Annotated in this window: 20 protein-coding genes; 11 read left to right on the forward strand and 9 right to left on the reverse strand. The window is 63.4% G+C overall.

Features of this window, described 5'->3' with window-relative positions:
- Nucleotides 1-138: 138 nt before the first annotated feature.
- From gyrB to dnaA, 3 genes are all read right to left on the reverse strand, one after another.
- Entirely contained in the window at nt 139-2,610 is a 2,472-nt protein-coding gene (gyrB, locus tag PKKP23_RS25530) for a DNA topoisomerase (ATP-hydrolyzing) subunit B (RefSeq protein WP_017772328.1), read from the reverse strand.
- 112 nt (nt 2,611-2,722) lie between these two features.
- Nucleotides 2,723-3,826 carry a DNA polymerase III subunit beta gene (dnaN, locus tag PKKP23_RS25535; RefSeq protein ID WP_017772327.1) on the reverse strand — a complete coding sequence of 368 codons (1,104 nt, stop codon included), beginning with the start codon at nt 3,824-3,826 and terminating at the stop codon, nt 2,723-2,725.
- 343 nt (nt 3,827-4,169) lie between these two features.
- Complete coding sequence (gene dnaA / locus PKKP23_RS25540) at nt 4,170-5,750, reverse strand: chromosomal replication initiator protein DnaA (RefSeq protein ID WP_126878943.1); 1,581 nt, start codon at nt 5,748-5,750, stop codon at nt 4,170-4,172.
- Nucleotides 5,751-6,317: 567 nt separating this feature from the next.
- Between dnaA and rpmH the strand changes: the two genes are divergently transcribed.
- The 4 genes from rpmH (at nt 6,318) to yidC (ending at nt 9,163) form a co-directional block, all read left to right on the forward strand.
- Nucleotides 6,318-6,452 (forward strand): 50S ribosomal protein L34, encoded by a 135-nt coding sequence (rpmH, locus tag PKKP23_RS25545; RefSeq protein WP_026120950.1) that lies wholly within the window; start codon nt 6,318-6,320, stop codon nt 6,450-6,452.
- Nucleotides 6,453-6,469: 17 nt separating this feature from the next.
- A complete protein-coding gene (rnpA, locus tag PKKP23_RS25550) occupies nt 6,470-7,051 on the forward strand; it encodes a ribonuclease P protein component (protein WP_420873249.1) in 582 nt (193 codons plus the stop codon).
- Between the two features lie 193 nt (nt 7,052-7,244).
- Nucleotides 7,245-7,496, forward strand: coding sequence for a membrane protein insertion efficiency factor YidD (yidD, locus tag PKKP23_RS25555; RefSeq protein WP_081601712.1), 252 nt, complete (start codon nt 7,245-7,247; stop codon nt 7,494-7,496).
- Between the two features lie 8 nt (nt 7,497-7,504).
- A complete protein-coding gene (gene yidC, locus PKKP23_RS25560; protein ID WP_126878944.1) occupies nt 7,505-9,163 on the forward strand; it encodes a membrane protein insertase YidC in 1,659 nt (552 codons plus the stop codon).
- A gap of 133 nt (nt 9,164-9,296) precedes the next feature.
- On the opposite strand, the gene PKKP23_RS25565 is transcribed toward yidC, so the two are convergent.
- Complete coding sequence (locus PKKP23_RS25565) at nt 9,297-9,719, reverse strand: transcriptional regulator (protein WP_126878945.1); 423 nt, start codon at nt 9,717-9,719, stop codon at nt 9,297-9,299.
- A 379-nt stretch (nt 9,720-10,098) separates the two neighbouring features.
- Between PKKP23_RS25565 and mnmE the strand changes: the two genes are divergently transcribed.
- Together mnmE and PKKP23_RS25575 are read left to right on the forward strand one after the other, a co-directional pair.
- Nucleotides 10,099-11,499, forward strand: a complete 1,401-nt coding sequence (gene mnmE, locus PKKP23_RS25570; protein WP_126878946.1) for a tRNA uridine-5-carboxymethylaminomethyl(34) synthesis GTPase MnmE — start codon at nt 10,099-10,101, stop codon at nt 11,497-11,499.
- A 278-nt stretch (nt 11,500-11,777) separates the two neighbouring features.
- Nucleotides 11,778-11,963, forward strand: a complete 186-nt coding sequence (locus PKKP23_RS25575) for a hypothetical protein (RefSeq protein WP_017772308.1) — start codon at nt 11,778-11,780, stop codon at nt 11,961-11,963.
- Nucleotides 11,964-12,326: 363 nt separating this feature from the next.
- Here PKKP23_RS25575 and PKKP23_RS25580 read toward each other — a convergent pair whose 3' ends face one another.
- The 4 genes from PKKP23_RS25580 to PKKP23_RS25590 form a co-directional block, all read right to left on the reverse strand.
- Nucleotides 12,327-12,710 carry a hypothetical protein gene (locus PKKP23_RS25580; protein WP_126878947.1) on the reverse strand — a complete coding sequence of 128 codons (384 nt, stop codon included), beginning with the start codon at nt 12,708-12,710 and terminating at the stop codon, nt 12,327-12,329.
- Nucleotides 12,711-12,929: 219 nt separating this feature from the next.
- The gene (locus PKKP23_RS25585; protein ID WP_126878948.1) at nt 12,930-13,109 is read right to left on the reverse strand and encodes a hypothetical protein; all 180 of its coding nucleotides are present in this window, start codon (nt 13,107-13,109) and stop codon (nt 12,930-12,932) included.
- Between the two features lie 46 nt (nt 13,110-13,155).
- Nucleotides 13,156-13,323, reverse strand: a complete 168-nt coding sequence (locus tag PKKP23_RS34210) for a hypothetical protein (protein WP_017772305.1) — start codon at nt 13,321-13,323, stop codon at nt 13,156-13,158.
- Between the two features lie 325 nt (nt 13,324-13,648).
- Complete coding sequence (locus tag PKKP23_RS25590; protein WP_126878949.1) at nt 13,649-14,305, reverse strand: LysE family translocator; 657 nt, start codon at nt 14,303-14,305, stop codon at nt 13,649-13,651.
- A gap of 572 nt (nt 14,306-14,877) precedes the next feature.
- On the opposite strand from PKKP23_RS25590, the gene sap1 reads away from it, so the two are divergent.
- Together sap1 and PKKP23_RS25600 are read left to right on the forward strand one after the other, a co-directional pair.
- Nucleotides 14,878-15,219 (forward strand): surface attachment protein Sap1, encoded by a 342-nt coding sequence (gene sap1, locus PKKP23_RS25595; RefSeq protein ID WP_017772303.1) that lies wholly within the window; start codon nt 14,878-14,880, stop codon nt 15,217-15,219.
- Nucleotides 15,220-15,650: 431 nt separating this feature from the next.
- Nucleotides 15,651-16,208 carry a YaeQ family protein gene (locus PKKP23_RS25600; protein WP_126878950.1) on the forward strand — a complete coding sequence of 186 codons (558 nt, stop codon included), beginning with the start codon at nt 15,651-15,653 and terminating at the stop codon, nt 16,206-16,208.
- A 28-nt stretch (nt 16,209-16,236) separates the two neighbouring features.
- On the opposite strand, the gene PKKP23_RS25605 is transcribed toward PKKP23_RS25600, so the two are convergent.
- Nucleotides 16,237-16,662 carry a VOC family protein gene (locus PKKP23_RS25605; RefSeq protein WP_126878951.1) on the reverse strand — a complete coding sequence of 142 codons (426 nt, stop codon included), beginning with the start codon at nt 16,660-16,662 and terminating at the stop codon, nt 16,237-16,239.
- A gap of 523 nt (nt 16,663-17,185) precedes the next feature.
- On the opposite strand from PKKP23_RS25605, the gene ada reads away from it, so the two are divergent.
- From ada to gshA, 3 genes are all read left to right on the forward strand, one after another.
- A complete protein-coding gene (ada, locus tag PKKP23_RS25610; protein WP_126878952.1) occupies nt 17,186-18,370 on the forward strand; it encodes a bifunctional DNA-binding transcriptional regulator/O6-methylguanine-DNA methyltransferase Ada in 1,185 nt (394 codons plus the stop codon).
- Nucleotides 18,367-19,326, forward strand: coding sequence for a DNA-3-methyladenine glycosylase family protein (locus PKKP23_RS25615; protein ID WP_420873250.1), 960 nt, complete (start codon nt 18,367-18,369; stop codon nt 19,324-19,326). Before ada ends, PKKP23_RS25615 begins: the two co-directional genes overlap by 4 nt.
- Nucleotides 19,327-19,664: 338 nt before the next feature.
- Entirely contained in the window at nt 19,665-21,281 is a 1,617-nt protein-coding gene (gene gshA, locus PKKP23_RS25620) for a glutamate--cysteine ligase (RefSeq protein ID WP_126878953.1), read from the forward strand.
- Nucleotides 21,282-21,394: the final 113 nt, after the last annotated feature.

Genomic DNA, 21,394 nt, shown 5'->3' on the forward strand with positions numbered 1-21,394 from the left:
AAAAGTTGGCATCAAAAATTAAAAAGGCCTGAGAACTTTCGCTCTCAGGCCTTTTGCAAAGCGGAATTTTTATTAACTTTGACACTGAATTTTTATTTCAGTGACATTATTTGAAGGATCTCTGAAAACCTACAACCCTCAAACATCAATATTCCCCGCCCTCAACGCATTCGACTCGATAAACGCCCGACGCGGCTCCACGTCGTCGCCCATCAGCGTCGTGAAGATGCCGTCCGCCGCAATCGCATCTTCAATCTGCACACGCAGCAGGCGCCGCACGTTCGGGTCCATCGTCGTTTCCCAGAGCTGTCCGGGGTTCATCTCGCCAAGGCCCTTGTAGCGCTGCTTCGAGACGTTGCGCTCCGCGTCCGTCATCAGCCACTTCATGGCGCTCTTGAAGTCGTTCACGGCCATGCTGCGCTCGCCGCGCTTGATCACAGCGCCCTTGCCGATCAAACCCTTGAACGTGTTGGCCGTATTCAGAAGTTGCTGATAGTCGGCGGTCAGCAGGAATTCCTCGTCGATCACCGTGACCTTCACGTTGCCGTGATGGCGCCGCTCCACGCGCAGCGAGCGCAGTTCGCGCACCTGGTCGTACATGGGCACCACGCTGACTTCGGGCTTCAGCGGGTCGTCGCGCAAAGCGATTTCAAGCGCCTGGGCCGATGCCTGGGTGGACGCCTCGCTCGTGAGGTCGATGGCCACGCCGTCCATCACGGCCTCGAGCGCGCGCTCGTCATAGAGACGGCTCAGACGATTCACCACCGCGCGTGCGAGCAGGTATGACCGCGCCAATTCGCCCAGCGCGTCGCCTGCGATCGGCGTGCCGTTTTCGGTGGGCAGCAGTTCCGATCCGTTCAACGCCACTCTGAGCATGTGTGCGTTGAGTTCGGCATCGTCCTTCAGGTATTGCTCGTCTTTGCCGGCCTTGAGCTTGTAGAGCGGCGGCTGCGCGATATACACGTAGCCGCGCTCGATCATGTCCGGCATCTGGCGATAGAAGAACGTGAGCAGCAGCGTGCGAATGTGCGCGCCGTCCACGTCAGCGTCGGTCATGATGATGATGCGGTGGTAGCGCAGCTTCTCGAGGTTGTAGTCTTCCTTGCCGATGCCGCAGCCCAGTGCGGTGATCAGCGTGACGATCTGCTCCGAAGACAGCAGTTTGTCGTAGCGCGCCTTCTCGACGTTGAGCACCTTGCCGCGCAGCGGCAGGATTGCCTGGAACTTGCGGTCGCGGCCTTGCTTGGCCGACCCGCCTGCGGAGTCGCCCTCCACGATGTAGATCTCCGACTTCGCCGGATCTTTCTCCTGGCAGTCCGCGAGCTTGCCGGGCAGACCCACGCCGTCCAGCACGCCTTTACGGCGCGTCATTTCGCGGGCCTTGCGTGCAGCGTCGCGCGCGCGCGCGGCGTCCACAATCTTGCCGCAGATAATCTTCGCGTCGTTCGGCGTTTCGAGCAGAAACTCTTCCAGCGCCTTCGCGACCACTTCCTCAACCGGCGCGCGCACTTCGGACGAAACGAGTTTGTCCTTCGTCTGCGAGCTGAACTTCGGCTCGGGCACCTTCACAGAGAGCACGCACGAAAGACCTTCGCGCATGTCGTCGCCGGAGGTTTCCACCTTCGCCCTCTTCGCGACTTCGTTGTCCGCGATGTACTTGTTGATGACGCGCGTCATCGCCGCGCGCAGGCCGGTCAAGTGCGTGCCGCCGTCGCGCTGCGGAATGTTGTTCGTGAAGCACAGCACGTTCTCGTTGTAGCTGTCGTTCCATTGCATGGCCACTTCCACGCCCACGCCGTCTTTTTCGCCGTTCACGTGGAAGATCGTGGGATGCAGCACCTGCTTCGTCTTGTTGATGTACTCCACGAAGCCCTTCACGCCGCCCACGAACGCGAAATCGTCTTCCTTGCCGCTGCGCTGGTCGGTAAGGCGGATGCGCACGCCGTTATTCAGGAACGACAGCTCACGAATGCGCTTGGCGAGAATGTCGTAGTGGTATTCGACGTTGCCGAAGATGGTTACGTCGGCCATGAAGTGCACTTCGGTGCCGCGGTTTTCGGTTTCGCCGACGTACTGCATCGGCGAGACGCGCTCGCCGTTCACTTCTTCGATCACGCGGTTCTGTGCGATGCCGCGGTGGAACTCCATGAAGTGCTTCTTGCCGCCACGGCGCACGGTGAGGCGCAGCCAACTGGACAGTGCGTTCACGCACGACACGCCCACGCCGTGCAGGCCGCCCGACACCTTGTAGCTGTTCTGGTCGAACTTGCCGCCCGCGTGCAGTTCCGTCATCACGATTTCGGCGGCGCTGCGCTTCGGGTCGTGCTTGTCGTCAAGCTTGATGTCGGTGGGAATGCCGCGGCCATTGTCCTGCACGGAAATGGAGTTGTCCGCGTGAATGATCACGTGGATGTCGTTGCAGTGGCCGGCCAGCGCTTCGTCGATGGAGTTGTCGAGCACTTCGAACACGAGGTGGTGCAGACCGGTGCCGTCCGACGTATCGCCGATATACATCCCCGGGCGCTTGCGGACCGCCTCCAGACCCTCGAGGATCTGAATGGAGGAGGCGCCGTAGCTGTTGTCGGGTTGCGTATTGTTCAGTTCACTCATGGAATTTTCCGGTTCTGCGTCACTGCCAGTGTTGCTGCTCGATACGTTTCAAAAAGCCATAAAAACGCCAAAGGGGCGCTGCGCCCCCTGGTGTTCTTGTTTTTTTGCGGCGTCAGATGCGCATTGGCATCACCACGTATTTGAACTGTTCGTTCTCTGGAATGGTGATGAGCGCGCTGGAGCTGGCATCGCCCAGGCTTACCTGCAGCATGTCGACCTTCAGGTTCGCGAGTACGTCGAGCAGGTACGTGACGTTGAACCCGATGTCGATGGTGTCGCCTTGATAGGCGATCTCCAGTTCTTCCTGCGCCTCCTCCTGGTCCGCGTTCGTGGACATGATCTTCAGCTGGCCCGGCTGCATGATGCAGCGCACGCCCTTGAACTTGTCCGACGTGAGAATGGCCGCGCGTTGCAGCGAATGCTGCAGTTCTTCGCGGCCAATCAGGAACGTGTTCTTGTGCGACTTCGGAATGACGCGCTGGAAGTCGGGGAATTTGCCTTCCACGAGCTTCGACACGAGCTCGACCTGGCCGAAGGTGAACTTGACCTGGGTCTGCGCGATGTCGATTTTCAGCGTGTCGTCGATGTCTTCCAGCAGGCGCTGGAGTTCGAGAATCGTCTTGCGCGGAATGATGACTTCCTGACGCGGGAACGCGCCCTCGATCTTCATGGACGAAAACGCGAGGCGATGGCCGTCGGTCGCGACTGCCATCAGCTGGTCGCCGTCTACCACGAGCAGCATGCCGTTCAGGTAGTAGCGGATGTCCTGCTGCGCCATGGCGAAATACACCTGGCCCAGCAACTGGCGGAACGTTTTTTGCGGAACCGTGAGGCTCGCGCCGAAGTCTTTGGCTTGCGCGACCGTGGGGAACTCGTCCGCGGCGAGCGTCTGCAGCGCGAAACGGCTCTTGCCCGATTGCACGGTCAGACGCTTGTCCGACAGCGACAGGCTTACTTCGCCGCCCGGCATGGCGCGCAGGATGTCGAGCAGCTTGCGCGCAGCCACCGTGGTTGCGATGGAATCGCTGCCTACGCCGAAATCGGCGCGCGTGGTGATCTGGAGTTCGAGGTCCGTGGACAGGAACGACACATCGGAACCGGTTTTGGTAATCAGCAGATTGGCGAGGATCGGCAACGTGTGGCGGCGTTCGACAATGCCGCTCACCGTTTGCAGCGGCCTGAGGAGGTTATCGCGTTCGGTCTTGACCAGTTGCATAGAGTTCCTTCGTTGATGTGACGGCCTGCGCGTCTCGCCCGGCTCGTCACCGCGCGGCCCCGGTCCCCGCCGGCGCCTGCGTGCAGTACCGGCCTCGGCGTGAAAATCCCGCCCGCGACCGCCGGGCGGTTAAACCTGTATTGTGCCTTAAAACGGAACCACTTCCCCAAAATGGGGGTGTTCTGCGAAATAAACAGAGCTGGGCTGCACGGCCTGGCCACCCCGTCTCACCGCCCTTCCCGCATGCGTTTTCACGGTACTGCCTGGCCGGGCGGCAGACCCGGTTGCAGGCGCGATTGAGGTGCAATTGAGGCGCAATTTGCAACAGTGGCAACCGGTCCTGCTATCCCTTCAACGTCTGTTCCAGCACATGCAGTTCGTGATTGAGTTGCGCGTCCTTGCTACGCTCGTCGGCGATCTTGCGCACGGCGTGCAGCACGGTCGTATGATCGCGCCCGCCGAACAGCTCGCCGATCTCGGGCAGGCTCTTCTGCGTCAGCTCTTTCGCAAGGTACATGGCGATCTGCCGCGGCCGCGCGATGTTCGCCGGACGCTTCTTCGAGTACATGTCCGCGACCTTGATGCTGTAGAAATCGGCCACCGTCTTCTGGATGTTTTCCACCGAAATCTGCCGGTTCTGCACCGTGAGCAGGTCTTTCAGCGCTTCCTTGGTGAGTTCGATCGAGATCTCGCGGCCGTGGAACTTCGAGTACGCGAGGATCTTGCGCAGCGCGCCCTCCAGCTCGCGCACGTTCGAGCGCAGATGCTTGGCCACGAAGAACGCGACGTCCTCGTTCAGGCTCACGCCTTCCGACTGCGCCTTGCGCATCAGGATCGCCACGCGCATCTCGAGCTCGGGCGGCTCGATGGCAACGGTCAGGCCTGAATCGAAACGGGAGATCAGGCGGTCGTCGATACCGGAAATCTCTTTCGGATACGTGTCGCTGGTGATGATCACCTGCGCCTTGTTGGCCACCAGCGCCTCGAACGCGTAGAAAAACTCTTCCTGCGTGCGCGACTTGCCCGAGAAGAACTGGATGTCGTCGATCAGCAGGAGGTCGAGAGAATGGTAGTAGCGCTTGAAATCGTCGAACGCCTTGCGCTGATACGCCTTCACGACGTCGGACACGTACTGCTCCGCGTGGATGTAGCGGATGCGCGCGCCGGGCTTGTCCATCAGCAGCTGGTTGCCGATGGCGTGAATCAGGTGAGTCTTGCCGAGCCCCACGCCGCCGTACAGGAAGAGCGGGTTGTACGAGATGCCCGGGTTGTCCGCCACCTGGATCGCGGCGGCGCGGGCGAGCTGGTTCGCCTTGCCGGTCACGAAGTTGTCGAAGGTGAGCACGGGGTTCAGCTTGGAGCGCTCGTAGGTGGGATCGGCTTCATTGCTGGCCACGCCCGCCGCGGCGCCGCCCGGGCGCCATGTACGGCGTGCCGCCGCGGCTTCGTTGGCGTCGAGGCTGGGGAGGTCGAGATCTGCGGCGTCGTCGGCGATCTGGTTTGCACCGTTGCCGGCCGTTGCCACCTGGGCGACCTGGGCTGCGGCGTGAGCCGCATGAGCGGCCTGCACGGCGCCGACGGCGGACTCCACGGCAGCCGCGCCCGGCCCTGCCGCGGTACCAAGCGGCCCAAGCGGCCCGAGCGGGGCACGTGGCGCCGCGGGCGGTCGCACGCCCCCCTTGGGATCGAGGACGAACTGGACGTCGATTGGCGCCTGCCAGAACTCGCGCGCGAGATCGGCGATACGACCGGAAAACTGGCTCTTGACCCAGTCGAGCTTGAAACGGTTCGGCGCGGCAATGCGCAGCGTATTTGCTGCGGCGTCGAAGGCGACCGGGGCCAACGGTTTTATCCACGTCACGTACTGCTGGGGCGTCAATTCACGCTCCAGCAGTGCGGAACAGTGTTGCCAGAAATCGTTCATCAAGTTGCGTCGTTTTGTATGCACCGCCTCCGTCTGCTGCCTCCGTCGCGCGAACACAACGAGGCCCGGGCAGCAGGCGGACAACGCCCCGCCGGGCCCGCGCAGCAAGCGTTTGCGCAAGCGGGCCAAGCCGGAGCGTGGTGCAGGATTCTTGGGATCAAGGCGAGATTCTACCGCCAAAATGCAGGGGGAAGCGAGTTATCCACAGGGCCGGATCAAGGCCCGGCGCGGGGGGTTCAGGAAGGGCTCAGGCCTTTCGGGGCCATCTCGCAGCCGCCTGGACGGCTGCCGAAGTCGCGGCCTAAGCTATTGACGACCAAGAGAAAACCGGCTTAAATAGCGGGTTCCGCGAAAACCAAATCCCTTGACCTGCCGGTTGTCGCCTTGTGTGGCCGGTGTTAACACTGATTAGCGCTGGTCATGCTGGTTACCGGCTGGTCGTAGCGTGAAATGCACGCGTGAGATGCGGCTGCCCATGCAGCCTTCCATGCGATTACCCGCAGCGATGTCCGCGCGGTGGATCCCGGCGAGCAGGCCGGCAACCGACTCTCGACAAGTGAGATCAACATGAAACGTACTTTCCAACCTTCCGTGACGCGCCGTAAGCGCACCCATGGCTTCCGCGTTCGCATGAAGACCGCGGGCGGCCGCAAAGTGATCAACGCCCGCCGCGCGAAGGGCCGCAAGCGCCTCGCCGTCTAAGGCGCGCTGCGAGCGGATTGCGCGCCGGTTCCGGCACTCGCGCCAGCGCGAAACCGGATCTGCGCGCCGCATCAGGCCCAGTTCCGTTGCAAGCGCAAGCCGCCTTTCCCAAAGCCGCAAGGCTGCTGAAAACGGATGAGTTCTCATCCGTTTTTCGTTTGCGCCCGTGGCGCCGTTCGGCGCACTTCGTGGTGTACGGCCGGCCCACCGGCAACGAAGCGCGCCTCGGCCTCGTGATCGGCAAGAAGTTCGCGCCGCGCGCGGTCACGCGCAACCTCGTGCGTCGTATCGCGCGCGAGATGTTCCGGGTGCGCCGCGCCGAGTTCGGCGGATGGGACGTGCTGCTACGTCTGCATACGCGCATCGACCGTAAGGCTTTGCCGAGTGCCTCCTCGCCGCCGCTGAAAGCGTTGTGCCGCACCGAGATCGGCATGCTGCTCGACAAGGCCGCTCGCGAGATCGCGAAGCGCGAAGCGCAGGTGGCGCCGCAGGAGAGCCAGCCGGCGTCCGGCGAGGCTGCGCAAACGGCGCGGCCCGCCGAGCCTGGTGCGGCAGGCACGGCCGGCACCTCGGGCACCGGCAAGACAGCGCCGGCGTGACCATGACCGCGAACGATGTAACCGACCTGCTACGATCCAAGCCAAGCGCGAACGCTGCCACTGCAATTGCCGTCGCCGCACGAACGCCGACCGCTCCTGCGTGCCGAAGGCGCCCTCGGCTAAACCGGGGTAACCAGCGGGGCAGACAGCTCGCTATCCGCTCCACTTCGCGGCTTCACCTTGCCGCACTGCCATGCAAACGGTACTGATCGCATTACTGCGCTTCTACAAGATTGCCGTGAGTCCACTGCTCGGCAACCGGTGCCGCTTTTACCCCTCCTGTTCCGACTACGCGCGCGAAGCAATCCAGTATCATGGCGCCGCGCGTGGTACTTACCTCGCGGCAAGGCGTCTGTGCCGGTGCCATCCGTTTTCCGCGGGCGGCATCGATCTGGTCCCGCCACCTACTTCCCAAAGCGCTGACGCGCCACGCCATCGACACTGAGACAACGCATGGATATCAAACGCACCGTCCTATGGGTCATCTTCTTCATGTCAGCGGTCATGCTGTTCGACAACTGGCAACGCGACCATGGACGCCCGTCGATGTTCTTCCCGAGCGCGACGCCTACCCAGACCGCTGCAAGCGGAGCCTCCGGTGCCGCTGCGGCTTCGGCAACGCCGGAAGCCGGGCAGGCACTGCCGGCCGCCAGCGGCGCCGCACCCGCGAACACGGCACCGGCCGCGCAGGCGCAGTTCGTGCATTTCCGCACCGACGTCTATGACGGCGAGATCGACACGCGCGGCGGCACGCTGGCCAAGCTCTCGCTCGTGAAGGAAGAAGACGGCAAGCCGAACCAGTACATCACGCTCTTCGACCACACGAAGGACCACACGTATCTGGCCCGCACGGGTCTCCTGGGCGGCGACTTCCCGAACCACAACGACGTCTTCACGCCGGCCGCTGGTCCGCGCGAGCTCACGGGTGACGCCAATTCGTTCCAGTTGAGCTTCGAGTCGCCGGTGAAAGGCGGTGTGAAGGTCGTGAAGACGTACACGTTCACGCGCGGCAGCTACGTGATCGGTGTGGACACGAAGATCGACAACGTCGGCACTGCGCCCGTCACGCCGACGCTCTACATGGAACTGGTGCGCGACAGCCAGCCCGTGGAAACGCCGCGCTTCTCACACACGTTCATCGGACCGGCGGTCTACACGAACGAGCATCACTTCCAGAAGATCTCGTTTAGCGACATCGACAAGAACAAGCAGGACTACGCGAGCTCGTCGGACAACGGCTGGGTCGCGATGGTGCAGCACTACTTCGCGACCGCGTGGATTCCCAAGCAAGGCGCGAAGCGTGACATGTACGTCGAGAAGATCGACCCAACGCTGTACCGCGTGGGCGTGAAGGAGCCGGTGGCGACCATCGCGCCGGGGCAGTCGGCCGACGTGTCGGCACGCCTGTTCGCCGGTCCCGAAGAAGAGCGCATGCTCGAAGGCATCGCGCCTGGCCTCGAACTCGTGAAGGACTACGGCTGGGTCACGATCATCGCGAAGCCGCTCTTCTGGCTGCTCGAAAAGATTCACAGCGTGGTGGGCAACTGGGGCTGGGCGATCGTGCTGCTCACCGTGCTCATCAAGGCCGTGTTCTTCCCGCTTTCGGCGGCGAGCTACAAGTCGATGGCGCGCATGAAGGAGATCACGCCGCGCATGCAGGCGCTGCGCGAACGCTTCAAGAGCGACCCGCAGAAGATGAACGCCGCGCTGATGGAGCTCTACAAGACCGAGAAGGTCAATCCGTTCGGCGGCTGCCTGCCGGTGGTGATCCAGATTCCGGTGTTCATTTCGCTGTACTGGGTGCTGCTCTCGTCGGTGGAAATGCGCGGCGCGCCGTGGGTTCTGTGGATTCACGACCTCTCGCAGCAGGACCCGTACTTCATCCTGCCGGTGCTGATGGCCATCTCGATGTTCCTGCAGACGAAGCTCAACCCCACGCCGCCGGACCCCGTGCAGGCCAAGATGATGATGTTCATGCCGATCGCCTTTTCGGTCATGTTCTTCTTCTTCCCTGCCGGCCTCGTGCTGTACTACGTGGTGAACAACGTGCTTTCCATCGCGCAGCAGTGGTACATCACGCGCATGATGGGTCAGAAGAAGAAGGCGGCCTGATCGTCGCACGCGTCGCAAAAAAAGCCGCCCGGCTATCAAACCGGGCGGCTTTTTCTTTTGGCTCGTCGCGGCGCCGTCGCGCTAGCCTGGGCGGCCAACCGCGTGCCAGTTCGAGCCAGCCGGCTTCCGCCGCTCAGCTTTTGCCGGCGTTGCCGTAGAACTCCGAAATGAGTTCCTCCACGAGATAGCGATGATGCGGCGACAGCGCTTCGATCTTCGACGCCAGTTCCAGTGCTTCGGGCGAGAGCGGATACTTTTCGTCGCGGGGCCGTGGCTTGGGCACTGTTGTCGAGCCCGCGCCGCCCGACGGCGGTCCGTAGTGCAGCCAATGCAGATCGACACTCAGCCATTCAGCGAGCGTGCGGAGTTTGTCTTCCTTTGGAATCGTGCGTCCGGTCAGCCACTTGTGGGCCGTTTGCGGCGATACTGGCTCACCGTGATAGCGCAGGTTGAAATGCATGGCGAGGTCAGTACCACCGCGAAGCTTTTCGGGCGCGCGCTTCATCGCGAACTTGAGTCGTTCGGTAAAAGCGGCTTTTTCTTCGGGCGTTGGCATGGCGCGATTGTGCAATCCGCCTCATATGGTGCTAACAACCAGCCAGGCTATATTTAGTGCATTTACGCTATATATAGCCTGATTTGACGATTCTTTGATGCAAACTGGATTCAACTGGCCAATCCTCGCCGAGCCTTGCGGATGGCCGATCTCGTCACGAAGAGACAAAGTCGTCCATGCAATTTCGTCCCAAAATGCATTAGCTAATTCGAGATATCGGATCACCATTAGATATTCGACATGGTCGATTCGCCAAGCGCGCACTTCGCGTTCCTGGCCTCAACGGCGTGCGCGATACAATGCCGGGCGCTCCATGCTTGAGCCCGCAATACGCAACCCGCAACTCGCCGCTCCACCGTTTTCGCTCTGATTCGCCACCATGCTCGCCACCGATTCCGATCCAATCGTCGCCATTGCCACTGCGCCGGGGCGCGGCGGAATCGGCGTAGTGCGCGTCTCGTTCGGTCGCGCCGGCGAGCGCGCCGCCCGGTTGCTGATGCAGACCATCGTCGGGCAAACGCTCGCGGCTCGTCACGCGAGCTATGTGCCCTTCCTCGATGCAAACGGCAATGCGCTGGACCGCGGCATCGCGCTGTACTTCCCCGCGCCGCACTCGTACACCGGCGAGCACGTGCTGGAACTGCAAGGGCACGGCGGCCCCATCGTGCTGCAGCTGGTGCTGCAGCGATGCATCGACGCAGGCCGCGAATTCTCGCTGCGCCTCGCCGAACCGGGCGAATTCACGCGCCGCGCATTTCTCAACGACAAACTCGATCTGGCCCAGGCCGAGGCCGTGGCCGACCTGATCGAGGCCAGCACGGAAGCGGCCGCACGGTCGGCCGGGCGTTCGCTCGAGGGCGCGTTTTCGCGCGATATCCACGCGCTCGTCGAGGACGTCATCGCATTGCGCATGCTCGTCGAAGCGACACTCGATTTCCCCGAGGAAGAGATCGACTTTCTCGAAGCCGCGGACGCACTCGGCAAGCTCGCTCGCATCCGCGAGCAGCTCGCCCACGTGCTCGCTGAGGCACGGCAAGGCGCGCTTCTGCGCGAGGGATTATCGGTGGTGCTTGCGGGGCAGCCGAACGTCGGCAAGTCGTCGCTGCTGAACGCACTGGCGGGCGCGGAACTCGCCATCGTCACGCCGATTGCCGGCACCACGCGCGACAAGGTTTCGCAGACCATTCAGATCGAAGGCATTCCGCTCCATGTGATCGACACCGCAGGGCTGCGCGAGACCGAGGACGAGGTGGAGAAGATCGGCATCGAGCGCACGTGGAGCGAGATCGAACGCGCCGACGTGGTGCTGCACCTGCTCGATGCGCGCGTCGGCATGACCGATGAAGATCGCGCCATCGCGACGCGGTTCCCGGCCGCGGTGCCGGTCATCCGCGTACTCAACAAGAGCGATCTCACGGGTAAGGAGCCCGCCGTGAACCGGCTGAACCCCGCCGCCGAAGGCGACTTGTGCGAAGTGCGGCTTTCGGCAAAGCAAGGCGACGGCGTTTCGCTGTTGCGCGCGGAGTTGCTGCGCATTGCAGGTTGGCAAGCCGGCGCCGAAAGCGTGTACCTTGCCCGCGAACGCCATCTGATCGCACTGCGCGCAGCAGCCCAGCATCTCGAACAGGCAACCATGCACGCCGACCAGAACGCCCAGGCACTGGATCTCTTCGCCGAGGAATTGCGCCTTGCCCAAGAACAGCTGAATTCGATCACCGGCGAATTCACTTCCGACGATTTGCTGGGTGTGATTTTTAGTCGGTTTTGTATTGGGAAATAAGCTGTCGGCAAGCGATGCCGAGGCTCACAAGAGCGTCACCGCAGCGCGATAGCTCATCGAATTGTCAGAAAGACAAAGCGCCGCGCAGAAGCCGAAACGCAACCGCGGAAAAATGGAAACGAGGCGCTACAAAGGGAACGTCGCGGTCGTGATGGAGGCCTTGGCGCCACGGCCTCGGCGGACGGTCAGAAACCGTACGGACGGTAATTTTCGGACACAACTACTACAGCGCGAAGGCGCTATTCTCGCCCTCCATGACTCAATGAGGAGCACGCATCATGGTGAGGCTACTGACGGTTCTCATGCTGGCGGCGGGACTCGCGGGCTGCGTCGTGGCCCCGCCCGGCTACTACGGCTACGCACCGGCGCCCGCGTACTACGGCTATGCGCCCGGTTACTACTACGGGCCATCGATCGACGTCGGTATCGGCTTCGGCGGCGGACATGGCTGGCACGGCCGCTAATCCCAATGAGGCCAAGGGGCATCGGCAACGCGCCGATGCTCGCCACAAAAGCGCGCTGCGTGGGCAACGGCCAGGCACGCGCATTTGATCGTGCCTAACGTCGGCGGAAGTGTCCGCTTCTGGGATCGACGAAAGATGCAAAGGCGACAAGCGCGCCGATAGCGATCGGCGACGCAATCAGGACTGCGGTCAGCATGACTTGCCCCGTAACGAAACTGGTGGTCTAGACGTCTATGGCTTTTCGGTATTGTGGGCGAATCATCGGACAAGAGCGCCATCACGCCAATAGGGACCGCACATTACGTGAATTCCCTGCCGCAGCTTTGTTTCTTCATGCAGCCGGCGTGGGCTGTAGACATTCCTTCAATTCACCTTTTGCGCCCTGGCCTGCTGCTCGGAAAAAGCAAGCAGATCGCCCAGCGACTTGTGGAGGTCCCGCAGGCTTTGCAGCGGCAACGCGAATGCGAGCCAGCCGAAACGTGTGTGGCGCAGTTGCAGCAGCGCGCCGCCCACGAACATCTCCGGCGCGACCCACCACCTCGGATCAAGCTGTGCCTGCACCTGCTCGCCTGCGACGGGGTCGCGCGTGCGCACCGGCGGCTGGAGTTGTTCCCGCAGCAGGCCAAGACCTTCGATAAGCCGTTCGACGTGCTCGGCCGCGAGCGGCATAGCGGCATCGGCGCGCTGGCAGTTCATCGAGATGCGCCCGTCTTCGTCGATCAGGGAAACCGTCATTAAGGTGGTCATGCTGCGCTTCGTGCTGCCTGTGCTGCCGCGTGTGGATGGGAAAGAAGCGACCCGTCTCACCTGAGCGAAGCAACGGCCCATGAGTGTGACGCGGTGTGCCGCCGGGCGGGCATGCCGCGAGCGTGCGCGCCTATCGTACTGGCACGCCAGGAGGAAAACGAGAGTGAAGACCTTGCCAACTCTTGCCGCTGTGCGAACTCGTAAGAGCGGCCTTGAGAATTAACCGTGACGCGCACTTTGTCGGGCGTGCCCGGCATCGTGCCCGTCGGCCTCGCCGTGCGGCGAGCCATTGCGTTGGCGTGGCGGCACCGTTCCGCACAGCGTGGTCAGCGCGATGCTGATTACCATGAGCGCAAACAGCGCGAGGAAGTACGTCATCCAGGAGAACTCGAACAACACGAGCGCCTCCTTCCCTCATACAACGATCTGATGAGACGCAGCGGAGTCAGTGATGAATGAGACTGCGAACAGGATGCCGCCAGTCGATACGGCGCTGCTCCGTATCGTGGACAACACGTTGCCGATGTTCCTGCCAGAGCTCGTCCGAAAACAGGAACGCAACGATTAACAACGGCACGATGAGAAACGCGCCCAGTACCAGATGCTCGATCACGATAGCCTCCTGATCGCAGAGGAGCCGTGATTTTCATTCTAGACGGCCGCCGGCGAATTGCATCGTGGGCAAACACGCATTGCAGGCAATCGGGCAGGCGCGGCGCGGCTTGTGACCGTCCTGTCAAACGGCCGGCAAGCCGCGCGGTTATTGGCTGGGCGGGCCTTCACGGCGCGGCGGGAAGTTCGCGCCGAACCGGCTCCCTCCCCTTGATTGAATGTGTTGAAGACGCACGGTACGTCGTACGGCGAACGTCTATCGCGGCGACTGATGGTCCCATCGGATCTGCGTGCGCGCTGCCAGGTGAAACGTCAGCGCCCCTTGTTCAGGCCGCCGACTTTTTCCACACCGCTGCCAGTAGCCCGGCACCGATCAGCAGCGTGCCGCCGGTGCGGTTCACCACGCGCTGAACCTGCGCGCTGCGAATCGCGCTGCGGGCCGCCGAGGCGAGCATGGCGTAAGCAAAGGCATTGGCCGTAGCCAGCGTGACGAACGTCGCTTCGAGGACGACGATCTGCGGCCACGTTGGCGCGTGGGCGTCGAGGAACTGCGGCACGAACGCGACGAAGAAGATGATGCTCTTCGGGTTCAACGCAGTGACCGCGTACGCATGGGCAAAGATGCGGCCCGTGCGCGTTTCGGGAGGGGCCGGCATGCCGCCGGCGGGCGCACCGCTTTCCGTTGTGACCGCAGGCGCGGCCGGCGCGCGCCACAGCTTGATGCCCAGATACACCAGATAAGCAGCACCTACCCACTTGAGCGCGGTGAACAGCGTCGCGGACGCGGCAAGCAGGACGCCAAGTCCGAGCATGGACGCCGTCATCGAAGTGAGATCGCCAAGCGCGACACCGGCCGTGGTGGCGAGCGCATAGCGTCGGCCATGGCCGAGTGCATATGAAATAACGAGCAAGACGGTGGGGCCTGGGATGGCGATGAGAATGGCGGACGCGATGGCAAAAGGAAGCCAGTGAGCGAGGGTCATGAAAATCTCCGGGGAAGACGTTTGATTTATCCACGAAGCCGCGGCGTGCGCAAGTACACCAGACGGCCGGCAAGGCCAAACATGGAACGAACGGGTAAACCCTCGTTATTGGCATTCCCGACTGCATTCGTTTGCCGCCGATTTATCGGGCTGACGTAATAAAACCGACGATATGGCATCCTTTTTATTCTGCATCCGATGCGTTATGAGACGCCTATGACGCGCGTTTCACATCCCGTTCATGTGACTTTAGGTGCGGCGCGTCATTTTCTTTTGCGATTTAGTAAATCACTTAACTGGATTATCAGGTTAACGGTTTGGATCACGCACAGCCTTATAGGGCAAGCGTCACAAGGCGGCTCCGGCGGAACGCAAGGCTATCGCTTCCCTTTTCCGGCCGGCATGTGCGGCTGCTTCGATATGTCGCATAGGGTGCGACAATTCGCCGCTGTTGCGAACGCACACAAGATGTGCTTGCAGTCTTTTGCGCTTCTTCTAAATTGAAAGCTGCGGGAATTCCTTTGAAGTTAAATACATAGCTAACCTGAGCAAATTACCCGCAGGAGGCGAATATGAAGATGCTAGCCGGTTTGATTGTCGCAGCAGCGGGACTCGTTGCCGTTTCCGCCGTACAGGCGCAGGACACGGTAGTCAGGCCGCAACAAACCATTCAGTTCAAGCCAGGCTCCTACGGCTGTCTTTCGCGGGACAAGCTCGACGCGGTCAACGACCATCAGCGGGCGGGCGAACAGCAAAAGATGCAGGAGTTCTTCTCCGGCTTCGAATGCCTGTCCACCCCGGAAAACCAGCAATTCCGCGTCGTGCAGGTTGTCGGCCATGAAGTGGAATTCGTGAACGCGGGCAACACCGACCAGCAAGGTCTCTGGACAAACGACAGGTTCATCAAGCAATAACGCAGCTGTCGTTCGCTGTACGAGCGCGAAGCGGCGCCCAGGAGCGCCGCGGAGGGCGCGCATGGGCGGCGAGCAGTGACGAACGGTCTGGCCATTGCGCCAGGCCGTTTGTTTTTGTCCATCCTCTGCCGAGTGGCAACCCGCCAGATCGCACGGCGTCGCGCAACCCACAAATCGCTATCTCGCCGTGAGCAATAACGGAAAGGCGCGCGGCGCGACGGCAAAGCGTCCGGTATCATCACGCGCCGGCGTTCAGTCTGAATGATCGAACGTCGTCTTCATGAAGGGCGACGCGCTGCGATCGCCTCCATCGTTGGGCCGGGAACAACGCGTGCTTTTCTCACTACATGAAACGCACGCTGTCGCGCCGGTCAATCGTGCTCCAAAGGCTCGAAATAAGACGGCCCGTTTTTGCGGGTCCGGGATACTCCATGGCGCTCAAATCGACGATATACAAAGCCGAACTCCAGATCGCGGACATGGACCGCCATTACTACGCCGATCACGCGCTCACCATCGCGCGGCATCCTTCGGAAACGGACGAACGCATGATGGTGCGCATCGCCGCGTTCGCGCTCTTCGCGCAGGAACGGCTCGAATTCTGTAAAGGTCTCTCGGACACGGACGAGCCAGACCTCTGGCAAAAGGATCTGACGGGCGCCATCGAACGATGGATCGAGGTCGGCCAGCCCGACGAGCGGCGCATCGCCAAGGCCTGCGGCCGTGCCGAGGACGTAGTCGTGATCGCCTACGGCGGCCGTACTTCGGATATCTGGTGGCAGGGCGTCCAGACGCGGCTAGACCGGCTTCGCAACGTGACGGTTTGGTCGCTCGGCGAGGGCGTCGCGGCATCGCTCGGCGCGCTCGCGGAGCGCACCATGCGCCTCCAATGCACCGTGCAGGACGGCACCGCATGGCTTGGCAGCGCGACGACCGAGCCGGTGGCAGTCGACTGGACGGTGTTGAAGGCGCCGGCGAACGCGGCATAGCCGGCGAGGGCGGCCGCGCGGCCCAAACCTAGAGCGAAGTGGTCAGCGCGTCGTCGGGCGGCCCCTTGAGCTCCACCATGTTGCCTTCCGGATCGAACAGATAGAGCGACGGGCCGTAACCGTCCGCGCCGTAACGCACGCCCTGGGCGCCCACTTCGGCGCCGGCCGCCTTCAGATGCGCCACGAGCGCCTCGGCGTCGAACTGCTCGATGCGCAGACACAGATGGTCCATATTGCGACCGACGCCCGGCGTGCCGCTTTCAGGGCGGTCGATCCTGGCGCCCACCTGCAGCAGGTCGATCAGCGAGCGCCCCGCACGCAACTGTACGAGCCCCAGATCGCGCTGCTCCTTTTCGACGAAGCAGCCGAGCACGTCGCAGTAGAACCGCGCCAGCGCATCCAGATTGGCGGCCCGGATCACGACATGGTCGATCTCGCGGATGTGGATCTTCATCGGAAAGCCTCCTGCACGTTCGCGGCCGATAACGGCAGTGTAGGGGACGGGCGGAACGGTGGCGCAGGCCGCGCGATCTGGGACACGGCGAGGCGCAAAGGCACGGGCCAGTGACGCGGCGGCGCAGGCCGCGACGCCGAGCGTCAACGGCAGCCAGCGGGTACGATTAGGCGCTACCGGGAAGGAAAGAGTCGGCCCGCGCAAACCCGGCCGAACCGGCCCGCGAGCCTTTCCTGAAACCTATGGACGAAAAAAAGCCCACTCAAGTGAGCGGGCTTAATCCATATCAGGAGGAGACATGGAGGAGACAGAAACCAATATACACAACGGGTTGGTGCGACGCAATGTTTTTTTAAGGGAAAACCCGTAACGATGTCGATTTGTCGCACTTTGCACACAGCGACCGTCCGACTAGTCCGAGGGAGCCGGGCCGGCGCGGCAATGAAACCGCAAGAACCGGAGCGCACCGCCAACGCGCCGCCACTACATTGGAAGCGTCCAAACACATTGCAGGGGCTTTGAGATGAAAACAGCCTGGGCAACCGATACAACCGATACAACCGATACCGAGCGCTGGGACGCCATTACCCGGCGCAACGCCGAAGCCGACGGCGCCTTCTTCTATGGCGTGCGGACGACGGGCGTGTTCTGCCGTCCGTCGTGCGCCTCGCGCCTGCCGCGGCGGGAAAACGTCCAGTTCTTCGCGTCTGCCGACGCTGCACGCGCCGCCGGCTACCGCGAGTGCAAGCGCTGCCAGCCGGGCGGTCTGCCGCGCGAGCTGGAGGTCGTCAATCGCGCGTGCGCCGTGCTGGACGCCGCCGCGCACGAGCGCCTCACGCTCGCGCAATTGAGCGACGCCGTGCACTTGAGCCCGTTCCATCTTCAGCGGCTGTTCAAGCGGGTGGTGGGCGTGTCGCCGCGGCAATATCAGGCCGCGCGCCGCGCCGCCGCGTTGCGCGACGCGCTTCAGCGGGGTACCGGCGTGACGCGGGCGAGCGTGGATGCAGGCTTCGGCTCGCCATCGCGGCTGTACGACAGCGCCGGCGCCGAACTCGGAATGACGCCGTCCGTGTACCGGCGCAAGGGCGCCGGGCTCGTCGTGCGCTACGCGAGCGCGCCGACAGCACTCGGTTACGTGCTCGTTGCCGCCACGGACAAAGGCATTTGCCGGATCGCATTCGGCGACGAGCCGGCCGCGCTTGCCGACGAGCTACGCGCCGAGTTCTCGAACGCCAGGCTCGCCGAAGACGCGGCGCGCATCGCGCCTTTCATCGCCCGGGTCGAAGCGTACCTGGGCGGCGAGCAGGAACGTGTCGAGCTGCCCCTCGACATCGCCGCGACCGCGTTTCAGCAACGCGTCTGGGACGCCCTCCAGCGCATTCCGTACGGCGAAACACGCAGCTACTCGCAGATTGCCGAGGTTGTGGGCGCGCCTCGCGCGGTGCGCGCGGTGGCAAGCGCGTGCGCGTCGAATCCGGTGGCGCTGGCCATCCCGTGTCATCGCGTGGTGCAAAAGGGTGGCGCGCTCGCGGGTTACCGGTGGGGATTGCAGCGCAAAGCCGCATTGCTCGCCGCCGAGGCCTCGCACGGCGCCGCGCAGCCGGCCACGGCGGCGGGCAGGGGGAACGGCGATCCGGCGAGCAAGTCGGTGGCAAAGGCGGGCGGTAACCCCGTCATCGAGCCTGCTTCCTGGGATCACGCCGCTTGAGCGCCGCCATCCCGTCCACGACATCGGCCACCTCCGCTGAAACGGGAAAAGCCACACTGGAGCTGCCGTTCAAGGCGCCTTATGACTGGCCGCGCTTACTGCGCTTCTTCGCCGGCCGCGCGACGCTGGGTGTCGAAGCAGTCGAAGACGGCGCGTACCGCCGCGCCATCGAATGGCACGGCGCCGAAGGCACGCTCACCGTGCGCCAACACCCCCGCAAACGCTGCGTCGTCGCGACGATCGAAGGCGCGGCGAGCCGTCACGCAGACGCGCTCGCCGCGCCCATCGCCCGCATGTTCGACCTGCGTGCGAACCCGGCGCAGATCCACGCACACCTTGGCGCCGACGCCTGGCTCGCGCCGCTCGTCGATGCCGCGCCCGGCCTGCGCGTGCCGGGCGCGTGGTCGGGCTTCGAACTCGTGGTGCGCGCCATCGTCGGCCAGCAGGTGAGCGTAAAAGCCGCAACGACGATCATCGGACGGCTCGTGCAGCGCGCCGGTTGCCGCATCCACGATCATCCCCACGAAAGCACGGCATGGCGCTTTCCGACGCCCGCCGCGCTCGCCGCCGCCAACCTCGACAAGATCGGCATGCCCGGCAAGCGCGTCGCCGCGTTGCAGGGTTTCGCGCAGGCGGTGGCATCGGGCGACGTGCCCATCGACGATACGGCGGTCGCCACGCGCGACGCCGCCGCCTTGCGCGCGGCGCTGCTCGCGTTGCCCGGCATTGGTCCGTGGACCGTGGAGTACGTCGCCATGCGGGCCTGGCGCGACCCCGACGCATGGCCCGCCACGGACCTCGTGCTGATGCAGTCGATTGCCGCACGCGACCCGTCGCTCGCGCGCGCCACGCAGCAGCGCGCGCGCACCGACGCGTGGCGGCCGTGGCGCGCCTACGCGGCCCTTCATCTGTGGAACGAGGTGGCAGACCGGGCGGGCGCGGCGCGCGGCGGTTGAAGGCCAAGGCTCGTGTGTGCAAGCGCGGCAGTTACAGATGAAGCGCTACTGGCATCCATCGCACGGATTCGCACGAAATGCGAACCGGCACGAAATGCGAACCGACCTGTAAAACAAGGCAAAAACCGCGGCAAAGGTAAGGGCAACAAGCGAGGTCGGACCGCTCCGGCACGGCCGCCAGAGCATGCAACACACGGCGCCGACTGTGCTCGAGGGCACGCCAAGCAGGGCGCGTGGCGAGATGTTAAAGTGCCCGCTACCGAAAAATTTACCGCCCGCCGCAGCCTCGCAATCACGACGCGAACCGCGCACGGACGGTACCTGCCTGACCCGACTCAATGCCAGACACGACCTCCATCCGCACGAACGACGTTCTCTCGCAGCGCCTCTCCGTGCTGAGTGCCGGGCCGCAGCGCAGCGCGCTCACGCGCGGCTTGCGCGGCATCGAAAAAGAGAGCCTGCGCGTCACGCACGACGGCCGGCTCGCCATGACGCCGCACCCGGCGGCGCTCGGCTCGGCGCTCACGCATCCGTCGCTCACCACGGACTACTCGGAAGCGCTGCTCGAACTCATCACGCCCGCCGAACACGACGCGGCCGACACGCTCGCGCGCCTCGACGAACTGCATCGCTTCGTGTACGCCTCGATTGGCGACGAGATTTTGTGGAACAGTTCGATGCCGGGCCTCTTGCCCGATACCGACGACGGCATTCCCATCGCGCGTTACGGCAGCTCGAACATCGGCAAGCTCAAGTACGTGTATCGCGTGGGCCTCGCGTTGCGCTACGGGCGCACGATGCAATGCATCGCCGGCATCCACTACAACTATTCGCTGAACGAAGAAGTGTGGCGCCTGCTGCACGCGCATCACCAATCCACGGCAACGGCCGTCGATTACCAGTCCGAGCGCTACTTCGCGCTCATCCGCAACTTCCGCCGCACGAGCTGGCTGCTCATGTATCTGTTCGGCGCGTCGCCGGCGCTGGATGCGCGCTTCCTGCGCGGCCGTCCGCATACGCTGGAAACGTTCGACGCCCACACGCTCTATCGTCCCTACGCGACGAGCCTGCGCATGAGCGATCTCGGTTACTCGAACACCACGGGGCAAGCCGCGCTGCATGCCGATTACGACACGCTGCAAGGCTATCTGGATGCACTCACCGAAGCGGTGAGCCAACCGTATCCGCCGTACGAAGCCATCGGCACGCATCGCGACGGCGAGTGGATTCAGATCAACACGAACGTGCTGCAGATCGAAAACGAGTTCTACTCAACGATCCGTCCGAAGCGCATTACGTATCCCGGCGAGCGTCCGCTTCACGCGCTTGCCTCTCGCGGCGTGCAGTACGTCGAAGTGCGCTGCATGGACATCGATCCGTTCGAGCCTGTCGGCATTGCACTTTCCACGGCGCGTTTTCTGGACGCGTACCTGCTTGCTTGCGTGCTGGACGACAGCGCGCCGTTGCCGCCCGAAGCCTATGCCGAGGCGAACCGCAACTTCGGGCGCGTAACGATGGAAGGGCGCAAGCCTGGGCTCGAACTCACCCGCGACGGCAAGACGGTTTCCATGCAGGACTGGGCAGCCGAATTGCTCTCGAAGATCGACCTCGCCGCAGCCGCGCTCGACGCGGCAGCCGGCACCGACGAGCACGCCCGCGCCGTAGCCATGCAGCGCGCGAAACTCGCCGACGCGTCGCTCACGCCATCGGCGCGCGTCTTGCACGCCATGCGTGAGCAGCAACAAGGCTTCCTGCAATTCAGCCTCGCGCAAAGCGAGCAGCACGCGGCGTTCTTCCGCGCAAGGCCGCTCGATGCCGCCTCGACCGCGCAATTCGAGGCGCTGGCGGCGCAGTCCATCGAGGAACAGGTAAAGATGGAGCGCGAGGAAGCAGGCTCGTTCGATGCTTTCGTCGCCGCTTATCGCGCGTACACGCTGAACCGCTTCAGCGTCTAGCGGGGCGCCGCGCAGCATGCCGCCATGTGCTTCGCGGCATCCATCGTGCGGCGAAGCGCCTATCAACCTCTTCGCATGAAACGCACGCGCCTTCGCGCAGTCCAACTTTCAAG

The sequence above is a fragment of the Paraburkholderia kururiensis JCM 10599 = LMG 19447 genome, from assembly GCF_003986935.1.
GTDB lineage: Bacteria > Pseudomonadota > Gammaproteobacteria > Burkholderiales > Burkholderiaceae > Paraburkholderia > Paraburkholderia kururiensis.